The sequence below is a fragment of the Maritimibacter sp. UBA3975 genome (assembly GCF_002384975.1).
In the GTDB taxonomy this organism is placed as follows: domain Bacteria; phylum Pseudomonadota; class Alphaproteobacteria; order Rhodobacterales; family Rhodobacteraceae; genus Maritimibacter.
Map to the genome: position 1 here is coordinate 440837 of NZ_DGCP01000009.1, position 12485 is coordinate 453321.

Here is a 12485-nt window from a genome sequence, read left to right on the forward strand (position 1 = left end):
ACCGCTTTTCCGCGCGGTTCGTGAAAAACCGCTCACGCGCCGGCAGGGCGGAACCCCACGGGGGTGACGGCCCCGTGCCACTTGCGGCTGAGCGCCACGAGGTGAAGCGCGGCGGCGGCGGCCCCGCCCCCCTTGTTCATCTCGGACGGGGCAGCGCGCACGACGGCCTGCTCGCGGTTCTCGACCGTGAGGATGCCGTTGCCGATGCACAGCCCGGCAAGGCCGAGTGTGGAGAGCCCGCGCGAGCTGTCGTTGCAGACCGTGTCGTAATGCGTCGTCTCGCCCCGGATCACGCAGCCCAGCGCCACGTAGCCGTCGAAATCGGCGGTGCGGTCGGCAATGCGGATGGCGGTCGGCAGTTCCAGCGCGCCGGGCACTTCGATCAGTTCCCACGCCGCGCCCGAGGCTTCGATCTCGGCCTTGGCACCGGCGATGAGGTCGTCGGCGATGTCGCGGTAATAGGGCGCGACCACGATCAGGATCTTCACCGGCTCATCGAATTCGGCGCGCGGCATGGTGTAGTGGGTTTCGGTTCCGGCCATCACTTCTCTCCCCGGATAGGATGGGTGTCTTCGATGGTGAGCCCGTAGGCGTCGAGTCCGACGACCTTGGGCAGCGGGCTGTCGGTGAGCAGGTGCAGCCGGTGGATGCCCAGCGCAGACAGGATCTGCGCGCCAAGCCCGTATTGGCGCAGGACCTGCGGGCTCACGTCGCCCTCGTCGGTCGCGAGCTTCATGGACGGGTCGCGCAGGAGGACGACCGCGCCACGCCCCTCGGCCGCGATGATCTCCATCGCGCGGGGGAGTTCGTCATGGGGATTGGGGCCAAGGCCCAGCGCATCCTCAAGCGGGTTCATCGCGTGCATGCGCACGAGCACCGGTGCATCCGTGGTCAGATCGCCCTTGGTCAGCACGATATGTTCGGCGCCCTGCGTCTCGTCCGTGAAAATGCGCAGCAACCAGTCGCCGCCATAGGCGGAGGTGACGGCCTTGACCGCGCTTTCGTTCACGAGGTTGTCGTGGCGGTGGCGGTAGGCGATGAGGTCCGAGATCGTCCCGATCTTGAGCCCGTGCTTCTGCGCGAAGGCCACGAGGTCGGGGAGCCGGGCCATCGAGCCGTCTTCATTCATGATCTCGCAGATCACGCCCGCCGGGTTGAGGCCCGCAAGGCGTGCGAGGTCCACGGCCGCCTCGGTATGGCCCGCGCGCACGAGGACGCCGCCATCCTTGGCGCGCAGCGGAAAGACGTGGCCGGGCGTGGCGATATCGGCCGCGCCCTTGGTCGGGTCGATGGCGACCGACACGGTGCGCGCGCGGTCATGGGCCGAGATGCCGGTGGTCACGCCTTCGCGCGCCTCGATGGAAATGGTGAAGGCCGTCTCGTGACGCGAAGAGTTCTGCGTCGACATGAGCGACAGACCCAGCGCATCCACGCGCTCTCCGGTGAGCGACAGGCAGATCAGGCCCCGGCCATGGGTTGCCATGAAATTGATCGCATCCGGGGTGGCCATCTGCGCGGGGATGACAAGGTCGCCTTCGTTCTCGCGGTCCTCGTGGTCGACCAGAATGAACATGCGCCCGTTGCGGGCGTCGTCGATGATCTCCTCGATCGGAGATATCACCTCGCCCCACTCCCGCTCGACGGGTCCGGGTGCGTCATAGATCTTGCCGTCCGACATCGCGGGCTCCCTTCCATTGCCCCCGCGAGATAACGCGCCGCGTCCGGCGACGCCAGAGGAACGTCGCGCACATATCCTGTGAAATCACGCGGGCTGCATTTTCCGCGCCCGTTCCCCTCTTCTTCGGTCCTCAAATACCTCGGGGGTGCGGGGGTAGAGCCCCCGCGTCTTGTGCGCATCCATCCGGCGTGACGTGCAGAGCCCCGAGCTTTCACGGCACCCCGCAGGGGTGCCCGGGTCGCTCGCGTGAGCGGGCGAAATCCCTCAGAACTGCCACAGCGCCGGAACGAAGGCGTATGCGTCGCCGTCGCGCATGACGTGGCCAACGCCGGGGAACGGGAAATGATAGCCCACCACCGGGATCCGGTCCGTCGCCGCCATGTCGAGCACGCGGCGGCGGGTGGCGACGGTGGCCTCGGGGTCGCTGTCCATCGAGCCGTACCAGTCGGGATGGGCGAAATGGCCGTAGGCATGGGTGATCGCATCGCCGAGGATGAGGAGTTGCTGGCCCCCGCTCTCCAGCATCACCGACATATGCCCCGGCGTATGGCCGTGGGTCGCGATCAGGCGCACGCCCGGCGCGACCTCGTGGCCGTCCTCGGCCAGTGTCCAGTCCACCCCGTCCACGGCGATGGAATTGGCCGCGCCCAGCACGAATTGCTGGTCCTCGGGCGCGACCCGGTCCACCAGCCCGTCTTGGGTCCAATAGGCGTGTTCGGCGGCCCCGATGGTGTATTCGGCATCCGGGATCAGCGCTTCGTCGAAGTCGTCGCGGATGCCCCAGATGTGGTCGGGATGCGCATGGGTGATAACGACGCGCTCGGTCGCGTAGGGGTCGATCCCGGCAGCCTCCAGATTGGTCATGAGCCGGCCCGCAGTGTCGAAGAACCGGTTGCCGGAGCCGACATCGATCAGGACCGAGGTCTCCCCCGTCTCGACATACACATGGTTGGTGTGGCCATAGATCTCGTCCGTCGGCAGGTAATGCGCGGCGAGGAAGGCCATCCGCTCGTCCTCGTCCGCGTTCATGCCGAGGGACGAGGTGGGCTGCGGGAACCAGCCGTCGGAGACGATGGTGAGTTTCAGGTCGCCCAGCGTGAAGCGGAAATGGCTGGGGTTGTCGCCGGCCGGCGGGCCGAGTTCCGCCCGCAAGGCGGCGGGCATGGCGAAGGCGGGCATGGCGGCGGCAAGTTTGAGCATGTCGCGGCGTGTGGGGCGCAGTAGTGGCATGTGGTCCTCCCTGTTTGGCGAGGATCATATGCACCAATGCGCATGATTGAAAGCATGTATGGCGCGCGGATCAGGGCTGGCCGAAATACCGCTCGGCCGGCAGGTATCCGGCCATGCGCCCCGCCACGGGCCATTCGGCCTCCAGCATCGTCGCGCCGATGACGACCACGGCGTCCGACGGGAGCCCGCGCGCGCTGGTGAGTTCCGCCAGTTTTTCGCGCGTCGCGGACCAGCCGTCGGCCAGCGTCGGCGCCTGTGCGGCGGCGTCGATGATTGCGGCGTTCGCGCCGTGAAAGCTGTGCGGGTCGAGCGGGCGATGGACCGCGGCGAGGCGCTGGGTCTGTGCCACGGCCCGCAGCCGGGCCGCCTCGGCCTCTGGCACCGCCACGAGTTTCGGCCCGGTTTTCAAAGCGTTGGATGAGAACAGGAGCGCGATCACGTCGCGCCCGGTGGCCGCGCGGATGGAGGCGTAGCTCTTGTAATCGATGCCCAGTTCGCGCGCCCGGCGCACCCGGAGGCGCACGATCTCGAGCGGCAGGGTCGGCAGAAGCTCGGCCCGCGCCCGGCGCCAAGCATACCGGTGCCAGCCCGAGGGCGCGCCCGGCCCGCCGTTATGCCCGATCCCGCTCACGCCGCATAGTCGGTGAGCCGCGCGACGTAGCGCGCCAGCGTGTCGATTTCGAGGTTCACGGCATCGCCCACCGCCACGTCGCCCCATGTGGTGACGTGCTTGGTATGGGTGATGAGATTGACGCCGAAGGTGTCGCCCTCGACCTCGTTCACGGTGAGCGACGTGCCGTTCAGCGCGACCGACCCCTTGGGCGCGATGAACCGGGCGAGTGCGGGGGGCACCTTGAAGGAGATCCGCGTGGACTCCCCGTCGTCATGCACGTCGGTCACCTGCGCCACGCCGTCCACATGGCCCGAGACGATGTGACCGCCCAGCTCATCCCCCACCTTCAGCGCGCGTTCGAGGTTCACGCGCTTGCCCTCGGCCCATGTGCCCAGGTTGGTCTTTTCCAGCGTCTCGCCGGAGACGAACACCTCGTACCAGTCCGGCCCGAGTTTGGTCACCGTCAGGCAGACCCCGTCCGACGCGATGGAGGCGCCAAGGTCGATACCCGACGTGTCGTAGCCGGTCCTGATCCGCGCGGTCAGATCCTCGCCACGCGCGACGGTTTCCACGGTGCCGATATCGGTGATGATGCCTGTGAACATGGCCGTCTCCTTTGCCTCATGGCTAATCGCAATCCGCCGCCTTGCCAAGGCGACCTGCCACGCTGCTGGTGCAGGATCGTCACAAAATGGCCGGGTTCGCGTGATTTGTGTCTTGCCAAGAGACAATGGCAAGGTTTTCCTTACCGAAACGCGGCGATAGTCTGCGACAGAGGCCAGAAAAGCAGGTAAAATCAGGCGCATGAAAGCCATCGACGGAACCGACCGGACATTCCTGTTCCTGCAGGGGCCCCACGGCCCCTATCTGCGCCGTCTGGCCACGATGCTGGCCGCCTCGGGCGCGTCCGTCTGGCGCGTCGGGTTCAACATGGGCGATCAGGTCTTCTGGAGCGAGCGGGCGACCTATATTCCCTTCACCGAAGCCCAGGACACATGGCCCACCCGCATCCGCGCGATCATCGCGGAGAAGGGCGTGAGCGACCTCGTCCTTTACGGGGACACCCGCTTCATCCACGCCGAGGCCGTGCGCGCCGCCGAGGAGGCGGGCGTCATGGTCCATGTCTTCGAAGAAGGCTACCTGCGCCCCTACTGGGTCAGCTATGAGCGCGGCGGGGCCAACGGGCATTCCCGGCTGATGGATATGGACGTGGCGCAGATGCAGCGCGTGCTGGCCGATGCGCAACTCGACATCCCCGAGCCGCCCGCCCATTGGGGCGACATGCGCCACCACATCTTCTACGGCGCGCTCTACCATTGGTTCGTGATGTTCGCGAACCGGCGCTATCGTGGCTTTCGCCCGCACCGCGCGCTGACGGTCGGCAAGGAGTTCCAGCTTTACCTGCGCCGCCTGCTTCTGATGCCGTTCCAGGCGTTGAACCGGATCATCGCCACCCGGCGCATCCGCAACGGCGGGTTTCCCTATCACCTGGCGCTGCTGCAACTCGCGCATGATGCGAGTTTCCTCGACCATTCGCCCTTCGACAGCGTGACCGAGTTCCTCGACCTCGTGATCGGGGGCTTTGCCGAAGGGGCCGCGCGTCACCATCACCTCGTCTTCAAGGCGCATCCGCTGGAGGATGGCCGGGTGCCGCTGCGCCGTGAGATCCGCCGTCTCGCCGCGAAATACGGCGTCGAGGGCCGGGTGCATTACGTCCGTGGCGGCAAGCTCGCCCGCCTTCTCGACCATGCGCGCAGCGCTGTGACGGTCAACTCCACCGCCGCGCAACAGGTGCTCTGGCGCGGTCTGCCGCTCAAGGCGTTCGGGGCCGCCGTCTATGACAAGCCGGAGTTCGTTTCGACCCAACCGCTGCCGGAGTTCTTCGCCCAGCCCACGCGCCCCGACAGCCGCGCCTACCACGACTACCGCCATTATCTGCTGGAGACGTCGCAGATCCCCGGCGGGTTCTATTCGGCCCGTGGCCGGCGTCAGCTTCTGCGGCAGGTGGTGGACATGATGCTGGCGCGGGACGACCCCTATGACGCCCTCGCCAAGGGCACCGCGGCCCCCCGGCAACAGTTGAGACTCGTGAAGTAACCGCCCGAATCGCCGCTGGATTTTTGCCCTCACCGCCTGTAGGTTGAGAAAAAAGAAAACTGAGGCAGAACTCCAAAAAGGAGCCCGGGCAGTGAAAAATCAGGGCATGACGTGGGCGCGAATTGCGCTCCTATTGGCGCTTGTGATGGGTGTGGCCGCATGTGACGTGCTCCCCCGAAGCGGTCCCAACAAGCAGGAAATCTACGCAGGATCGGTGCAGAGGCAGGGCGACGCCTTCGTCGTCTCGGTCAACGATCTTGTGACGCGGGCGACCGCCGTGACCCCGTCGCTGGGCTTCGGCCAGAACTTCCTGTCGGCCGGTCAGGTCGGCTCGGACACGATCCGCCCCGGCGACGTGCTGGGCGTGGCGATCTGGGAGAACGTCGAGCAGGGCATCCTCGCCTCCGCCGGCGCACCTGCTGCGCTCGAAGAGGTGCAGGTGGACGGCTCCGGCTTCATCTTCATCCCCTACGCGGGCCGCATCAAGGCCGCGGGCAACTCGCCCGAGGCGGTGCGCCGCATCATCACGGAACAACTCGCAACCCAGACCCCGGACCCGCAGGTCCTCGTCACCCGGATCGCGGGTGACGGTGCCACGGTGTCGATCACCGGCGCGGTCAACGGTCAGGGCGTCTATGCCATCGAACGGCCCACCCGCACGCTGGGCGCCATGCTGGCGCGCGCAGGCGGTGTCGCGGTCAACCCCGAGGTCGCGGTGGTCAAGATCATCCGTGGCGGGGCGACCGGCAAGATCTGGTACCAGGACCTGTTCGAGGACCCGCGCCTCGACATCGCGCTCAGGAACGGCGACCGCATCCTCGTGGAGGCCGACACCCGCGCGTTCACCGCGCTCGGGGCCACCGGCACGCAGACCCGCGTGAACTTCCAGACCCAGACGCTCTCGGCGTTGGAGGCCATCGCGCAGGTCGGCGGTCTGAACCCGACACTGGCCGACCCGACGGGCATCTTCATCTTCCGCAACGAGCCGGCCGAGATTGCCAATTCCGTGTTGGCACGCAGCGACCTCGTCGGTCCGCAGCGCATGATCTATGTGCTCAACCTGACCGAGCCCAACGGCATGTTCCAGGCGCGCGATTTCCTCGTGCGCGACGGCGACACGGTCTATGTGACCGAAGCCCCCTACGTCCAGTGGACCAAGGTCATCACGGCTCTCACCGGAACGCTCGGCGCGGCGGAAAGCCTCGCCACGGCGGGGAGCACCTTCGGCCTCATCGGCGGAACGCCGTAAGGTCACGGGTGGTGACGCCCTACGACAGGATCAAGGCCGCCGCGACGGAGCCCCCCTCCTCGCGGCGGCTTTACGTTTACTCGGGCGGTTTCCTGCGTGAACGTCGGGTGCGACGTATCCTGACGCTCGCGGGCTGGCAGCTCCGGCTGGGCCTGCCCCGGTCTGACGACAGCGTGGCGGTCTGGGGACAATCGCCCACGGCGCACCGCGGAGAAGCGATTGCCGCGCGGCGTGGCGCGGGGCTGGTGCGGGTGGAGGACGCCTTTCTGCGCTCGGTGAGGCTGGGCCGGGACGGCGAACCGCCCCTTGGCCTGCTTCTCGACCGGTCGGGCGTGCATTTCGACCCGGCCACGCCCTGTGACCTCGAACAGATGCTGGCCACCTCCCCGCTCGACGACTATGCGCTGCTGTCGCGCGCCCGCGACGCCGCCGACCGGATGCGCCACGCCCATATCTCGAAATACAACGCCTTCGACCCCGGGGCCGAAGTGCCCCGCGCGCCCTATGTCCTTGTCATAGACCAGACCCGCGACGATGCCTCGGTCACCGCGTCGGGCGCCACGCCGCAGACCTTTCGCGAGATGCTGGTCATGGCGCAGGAGGAACATCCGGGCCTGCGCGTCGTCATCAAGTCGCACCCGGAAACCCGCGCGGGCCACCGCCCCGGCTACTACGGGCCGGAACACGCGGTCGGAAAGGTCAGCCTGTTGACCGATCCGGTCAGCCCCTGGGCGCTGATGGAGGGTGCCGTGGGCGTCTACACCGTCTCCTCCGGCATGGGGTTCGAGGCGATCTACGCGGGCCACAAGCCGCGCGTCTTCGGCAAGCCGTTCTATGCGGGCTGGGGTCTCACCACGGACGAGAATCCGGTGCCGCGCCGCGAGCGCCGCCTCACGCGGGCGCAGCTTTTCGCAGCGGCGATGCTGGAATACCCGACGTGGTACGACCCTTACCGCGACCGGCTGTGCGAGATCGAGGACGTGTTGGGCACGCTGGAGGCCCGCGCCCGGGCCGCGCGAGAGGACGCGCCGGGCTATGTCGGCGCTGGGATGCGGCTGTGGAAGCGAAAGCCGCTGACGCGCTTTTTCGGCGCCGGTCGCGGCATGGTCTTTGCCGAGGGCGACAAGGCCGTGGGGCGCGCGGCAAAGGACGGCCGCCACCTCGCCGTCTGGGCCGGCAAGGCCGACACGCTCACCGCCCCGGCGCTCAGGATCGAGGACGGGTTCATCCGCTCGCGCGGCCTGGGCGCCGAACTGACGCCCCCGCTGTCATTGGTGCGCGACGACCTGGGCATCTACTACGACCCCGCCGCGCCGTCGCGGCTGGAAGCGCTGATCGCAGAGGCCGAACACCTGCCCCCCGGGGCGCGGGGCCGCGCCGCCGCGCTCATGGCGCGCCTCACGGCGACCGGCATCAGCAAATACAATCTCGACCGACCGGCCCTGCCCGATCTGCCCGAAGGCCACCGCATCCTCGTGCCCGGACAGGTGGAGGACGACGCGTCGATCCGCCTAGGCACTCGCGAGGTCACGCATAACCGCGGCCTCCTGCGCGGGGTGCGCGCGGCGAACCCGGACGCCGTGGTGATCTACAAACCCCACCCGGATGTGGAGGCCGGCCTGCGCGACGGCGCCTTGCCCGACGCAGAAGCCGCGGAGCTCGCCGACGTCGTGGCCACGGACACAGACGCCATCGCGCTGATCGAGGCGGTCGACGAGGTATGGACCATGACGTCGACACTGGGGTTCGAGGCGCTGATCCGGGGCAAGACGGTCTCCTGCCTCGGCGCGCCGTTCTATGCAGGCTGGGGCCTCACCCGCGATCTTGGCTGGGTGCCGGAGCGGCGCACGGCCCGGCCAAGCCTCGAAGGTCTGGTTCACGCGACCCTCATCGACTACCCGCGCTACCACGACCCGGTCACCAACACCCCCTGCCCGGTGGAGGTCATCCTCGACCGGATCGAGGCGGGCGACACAGGCCCGGGCTCGCCATCCCTGCGCCTCGTCTCCAAGCTGCAAGGCCTCCTCGCGCCCCACACGACCATCTGGCGCTGACGCCCCTCTTCTTCGTTCCGGAAATACTTCAGGGGGTGGGAGGCCTTCTCGGGAAGGCCTCGAGGGGGACTGGTCCCCCTGACCGCGGCGCCCTGCCGAAGGCGGGGCGGCGCAATACCTGCGCGGGCGCAAGCCCGCACCGCTATCGCGCGGCCCGCCACCTGTGCATGACGTCCGCGCCGACGATGCGCGTTTCCACCAGGTCCATCCGCGGCGCGTCCGAGAGCGCGCCCACGCCCATCGCGGCGAGCGAGGGCCGCCCCTCGGCCCCCAGCGCCAGCCCGGCAGTGAAGCCCACGAACTCGTCCACCAACCCGTCCGCCAGAAGTGAGGCGGCGAGGCCGCCGCCCCCTTCGCAGAACACCCGTGTCAGACCGGCCGCTCCGAGCGCGTCCAGCGCCGCACCTGCGTCCACCTGCCCCTGCACCACCGGAACCTCGAAGCAGCGCGCGCCCAGACCCTCCCAGGCCGAGACGACGTCGCGCGGGGCGCGGTCGCCGTGGACCAGCCAGAGCGGTACGTCGCGGGCGGTGCGGGCGAGCTTGCCGGTCAGGGGAATGTCGAGATGGCGCGAGAGCACGACGCGCACGGGCTGATGCGCCGCGCCGAGGTCACGGACGGTCAGCGTCGGATCGTCCGCCCGCGCGGTCCCGGCCCCGACCATCACCGCGTCATGGGTCATGCGCAGGGCGTGGACGTGGCGGCGCGCCTCTGGCCCCGTGATCCACTGGCTTTCGCCCGTGGCCGTCGCGATGCGCCCGTCGAGGGAGGCGGCGAGCTTGAGCGTCACCATCGGCCGCCCACGCTCGACCCGGCTCAGGAACCCGATCTGGTCGGTCCGTGCTGTCTCAGCGCCCTGCCCCACGTCGACCGTGATGCCCGCGTCGCGCAGCATGGCCAAGCCGCGCCCGTTCACCCGCGGGTCCGGGTCGCCAAGTGCGACAACGACCCGCGACACGCCCGCCGCGATCAGCGCGCCTGCGCAGGGCGGCGTCTCGCCGTGGTGGGAACAGGGTTCGAGCGTGACATAGACGGTCGCGCCGCGCGCCGCTGCGCCGGCCTGCACCAGAGCCACGACTTCCGCGTGGGGACGTCCGCCGGGCTGGGTCCAGCCGCGCCCGACGACCCGGCCGCCATTCACGATCACGCAGCCCACTGCCGGGTTCGGCCAGACAGCCCCATGGCCCCGGCGCCCGAGCGTCAGGGCCAGGTCCATGAACCGTGCGTCACTCACGTCGTTTCTTCGGGCGGGATATCCGGTCGCAGTTCGCTCATGAACTTCTCGAAGTCGTCAGCGGCCTGGAAGTTCTTGTAAACGCTCGCGAAACGCACATAAGCGACCGTGTCGATACGGGCGAGGCTCTCCATCACGATCTCGCCGATCATCTTGGAGGGAATGTCCGTCTCGCCCATGCTTTCGAGCCGGCGCACGATGCCGGAGATCATCTGGTCGATGCGTTCCGGCTCCACGGGCCGCTTCTGCATCGAGATCCGGATCGAGCGTTCCAGCTTCTCGCGGTCGAAATCCTCGCGCCGCCCGTTTGTCTTGATGACCACGAGGTCGCGCAGCTGCACGCGCTCGTAGGTGGTGAACCGGCCCCCGCAGGCCGGGCAGAACCGTCGCCGCCGGATCGCAACGTGATCCTCCGCAGGACGAGAGTCCTTCACTTGCGTGTCAATATTTCCGCAGAACGGGCACCGCATCCCATGTCCTTTTCTTCGCCTGTCACCTCTGATCGTGGGTCTTTGCCCACTTATCCACAGGCACTATAGGCCCGTGCCCAAGTTTTGGGTAGGCTCAATGCACCGTGCCCAGATATAGCGAGGGTGGTTTGTGGCCCCTATGCCGCAATCAGCGGATGAGTGCGGCCACTTCGCGGCCGTGCGGGCGGTCGCGATGTTCGAAAAGGTAAATTTCCTGCCAGGTTCCGAGGGTCATATGCCCACCAATAATCGGAATCTGTAAAGATATCGGGAGCAGCGAGGCCTTGATATGGGCAGGCATATCGTCCGGCCCCTCATAGGTGTGGGTGAGATAGGACATGGCCGGGTCGCTCGACGGCGGCACCAGCCGGGCGAAGTAGTTGGCGAGGTCGGTCTGCACCTCGGGGTCCGCGTTTTCCTGGATCAGGAGCGAGGCGGAGGTGTGGCGGATCATCAGGGTCAGCAGCGCCTCGTCCACCCCGGCGCCATCCACCCAGCGCGCCACGTCCCGGGTGAACTCGTAAAGCCCCTGCCCGCGTGTCTCGATCCGGAACGTCCTGTGCATGGTTCGCCAATCTCCCGCAATGTGATCGCACACACGACAATGTCAGCACGCACGCGGCGGGGCCAGCCTTAGGCTTTGGAAAAACAGGGAGAGACGACCATGAAACGCATGACGGCCAAGGACTTCGACCAGGAACTCCTCGACCTTTACGATTTCTACGCGCACGGGCAGATGTCCAAGCGCGAATTCCTCGACCGTGCCGGGAAATACGCCGTGGGCGGGCTGACCGCGCTGGCGCTGCTCGACATGCTCAGCCCGGATTACGCCTATGCCCATCAGGTGGAATTCACCGACCCCGACATCCTGCCGGAATACATCACCTATGACAGCCCGAACGGCCACGGGACAGTGCGCGCCTACCGCGTGACGCCGACGACGCCGGGGCCGCACCCGGCGGTGCTCGTCGTGCATGAGAACCGGGGGCTGAATCCCTATATCGAGGATGTCGCGCGCCGCGTGGCCAAGGCCGGGTTCCTCGCGTTGGCGCCGGACGGGCTGACCAGCGTGGGCGGCTATCCCGGCAACGACGACAAGGGGCGCGAATTGCAGCGCACCGTGGACGGCGCGAAGTTGATGAACGACTTTTTCGCCGGGGCGGAATACCTGATGGAGGCCGAGGGATCGACGGGCCGGGTCGGCTGCGTGGGCTTCTGTTACGGCGGCGGGGTGTGCAACGCGCTTGCGGTCGCCTATCCGGAACTGCGCGCGTCGGTACCGTTTTACGGGCGACAGGCCGCGGCGGAGGACGTGCCGAAGATCGAAGCGCCCCTGCTGCTGCAGTACGCGGAACTGGACGAGCGTATCAACGAGGGCTGGCCGGCCTATGAAGCCGCGCTGAAGGAACACGGCAAGACCTACACGGCCCATATCTATCCCGGCGTGAATCACGGGTTCCACAACGATACCACGCCGCGCTACGACGCCGATGCGGCGGACCTTGCCTGGGAGCGGACGGTGGCGTTCTTCGACGAACACCTGAGGTGAACGGTCTCCGCCCGGCTCGTTCTGGGCCGGGCGGGACGTGTTATTCGGCGGCGATGGCCTCGGCCGTCGGTGTGTTCAGCAGCCCGTTCTTTTCGAGCCGCTTCACCACGCGGCGGGCGTCGCGCTTGCGCTGGCCCTTCGCCTCGGCCCAAGCCGCCTTGAGGGCTTCCGCGTCAGCCTCGGGGTTCGCCCGTTTCCATTCGGTGAGCCAGCCGTGGTAGCCAATGAGCTTCACAGCCTTCTTGCGTGCCGCCGCTTCCGGGGTCAGCACGGGTTTTTCCGTTTTCGTTTTGGTCGCCATAATATGGTCC

Annotated in this window: 13 protein-coding genes; 4 read left to right on the plus strand and 9 right to left on the minus strand. The window is 67.7% G+C overall.

Features of this window, described 5'->3' with window-relative positions:
- Positions 1-32 precede the first annotated feature (32 nt).
- The 5 genes from B2585_RS07190 to B2585_RS07210 form a co-directional block, all read right to left on the minus strand.
- Positions 33-542, minus strand: a complete 510-nt coding sequence (locus tag B2585_RS07190; protein ID WP_292021466.1) for a 6,7-dimethyl-8-ribityllumazine synthase — start codon at positions 540-542, stop codon at positions 33-35.
- Entirely contained in the window at positions 542-1678 is a 1137-nt protein-coding gene (gene ribB / locus B2585_RS07195; RefSeq protein WP_292021468.1) for a 3,4-dihydroxy-2-butanone-4-phosphate synthase, read from the minus strand. Before ribB ends, B2585_RS07190 begins: the two co-directional genes overlap by 1 nt.
- Positions 1679-1942: 264 nt before the next feature.
- A complete protein-coding gene (locus B2585_RS07200; RefSeq protein WP_292021470.1) occupies positions 1943-2908 on the minus strand; it encodes an MBL fold metallo-hydrolase in 966 nt (321 codons plus the stop codon).
- A gap of 70 nt (positions 2909-2978) precedes the next feature.
- Positions 2979-3539 (minus strand): hypothetical protein, encoded by a 561-nt coding sequence (locus tag B2585_RS07205; protein ID WP_292021472.1) that lies wholly within the window; start codon positions 3537-3539, stop codon positions 2979-2981.
- Entirely contained in the window at positions 3536-4126 is a 591-nt protein-coding gene (locus tag B2585_RS07210) for a riboflavin synthase (protein ID WP_292021474.1), read from the minus strand. Before B2585_RS07210 ends, B2585_RS07205 begins: the two co-directional genes overlap by 4 nt.
- Before the next feature lie 199 nt (positions 4127-4325).
- Here B2585_RS07210 and B2585_RS07215 point away from each other — a divergent pair, with 199 nt between their 5' ends.
- From B2585_RS07215 to B2585_RS07225, 3 genes are all read left to right on the plus strand, one after another.
- Positions 4326-5618 carry a capsule biosynthesis protein gene (locus B2585_RS07215; protein WP_292021476.1) on the plus strand — a complete coding sequence of 431 codons (1293 nt, stop codon included), beginning with the start codon at positions 4326-4328 and terminating at the stop codon, positions 5616-5618.
- 106 nt (positions 5619-5724) lie between these two features.
- The gene (locus B2585_RS07220) at positions 5725-6867 is read left to right on the plus strand and encodes a polysaccharide biosynthesis/export family protein (protein ID WP_292021478.1); all 1143 of its coding nucleotides are present in this window, start codon (positions 5725-5727) and stop codon (positions 6865-6867) included.
- A gap of 11 nt (positions 6868-6878) precedes the next feature.
- Complete coding sequence (locus B2585_RS07225) at positions 6879-8921, plus strand: capsular polysaccharide biosynthesis protein (protein WP_292021479.1); 2043 nt, start codon at positions 6879-6881, stop codon at positions 8919-8921.
- 142 nt (positions 8922-9063) lie between these two features.
- On the opposite strand, the gene ribD is transcribed toward B2585_RS07225, so the two are convergent.
- The 3 genes from ribD to B2585_RS07240 all read right to left on the minus strand — a co-directional run bounded on the left by ribD (position 9064) and on the right by B2585_RS07240 (position 11190).
- The gene (ribD, locus tag B2585_RS07230) at positions 9064-10137 is read right to left on the minus strand and encodes a bifunctional diaminohydroxyphosphoribosylaminopyrimidine deaminase/5-amino-6-(5-phosphoribosylamino)uracil reductase RibD (RefSeq protein WP_292022764.1); all 1074 of its coding nucleotides are present in this window, start codon (positions 10135-10137) and stop codon (positions 9064-9066) included.
- 14 nt (positions 10138-10151) lie between these two features.
- On the minus strand, positions 10152-10625 hold the full coding sequence (gene nrdR / locus B2585_RS07235) for a transcriptional regulator NrdR (protein ID WP_292021482.1): 474 nt from the start codon (positions 10623-10625) through the stop codon (positions 10152-10154).
- A 148-nt stretch (positions 10626-10773) separates the two neighbouring features.
- On the minus strand, positions 10774-11190 hold the full coding sequence (locus B2585_RS07240) for a secondary thiamine-phosphate synthase enzyme YjbQ (protein ID WP_292021484.1): 417 nt from the start codon (positions 11188-11190) through the stop codon (positions 10774-10776).
- Positions 11191-11289: 99 nt separating this feature from the next.
- On the opposite strand from B2585_RS07240, the gene yghX reads away from it, so the two are divergent.
- Positions 11290-12174: a YghX family hydrolase gene (gene yghX, locus B2585_RS07245; RefSeq protein ID WP_292021486.1), complete on the plus strand. Its 885-nt coding sequence runs from the start codon at positions 11290-11292 to the stop codon at positions 12172-12174.
- 40 nt (positions 12175-12214) lie between these two features.
- On the opposite strand, the gene B2585_RS07250 is transcribed toward yghX, so the two are convergent.
- Positions 12215-12475, minus strand: coding sequence for a hypothetical protein (locus tag B2585_RS07250; protein ID WP_292021488.1), 261 nt, complete (start codon positions 12473-12475; stop codon positions 12215-12217).
- Positions 12476-12485 lie beyond the last annotated feature (10 nt).

Coding starts and splice junctions, on each gene's coding strand:
- B2585_RS07190 (WP_292021466.1), bottom strand. CDS start 542: ATGGCCGGAACCGAAACCCACTACACCATGCCGCGCGCCGAATTCGAT.
- ribB (WP_292021468.1), bottom strand. CDS start 1,678: ATGTCGGACGGCAAGATCTATGACGCACCCGGACCCGTCGAGCGGGAG.
- B2585_RS07200 (WP_292021470.1), bottom strand. CDS start 2,908: ATGCCACTACTGCGCCCCACACGCCGCGACATGCTCAAACTTGCCGCC.
- B2585_RS07210 (WP_292021474.1), bottom strand. CDS start 4,126: ATGTTCACAGGCATCATCACCGATATCGGCACCGTGGAAACCGTCGCG.
- B2585_RS07215 (WP_292021476.1), top strand. CDS start 4,326: ATGAAAGCCATCGACGGAACCGACCGGACATTCCTGTTCCTGCAGGGG.
- B2585_RS07220 (WP_292021478.1), top strand. CDS start 5,725: ATGACGTGGGCGCGAATTGCGCTCCTATTGGCGCTTGTGATGGGTGTG.
- ribD (WP_292022764.1), bottom strand. CDS start 10,137: ATGGACCTGGCCCTGACGCTCGGGCGCCGGGGCCATGGGGCTGTCTGG.
- nrdR (WP_292021482.1), bottom strand. CDS start 10,625: ATGCGGTGCCCGTTCTGCGGAAATATTGACACGCAAGTGAAGGACTCT.
- B2585_RS07240 (WP_292021484.1), bottom strand. CDS start 11,190: ATGCACAGGACGTTCCGGATCGAGACACGCGGGCAGGGGCTTTACGAG.
- yghX (WP_292021486.1), top strand. CDS start 11,290: ATGAAACGCATGACGGCCAAGGACTTCGACCAGGAACTCCTCGACCTT.
- B2585_RS07250 (WP_292021488.1), bottom strand. CDS start 12,475: ATGGCGACCAAAACGAAAACGGAAAAACCCGTGCTGACCCCGGAAGCG.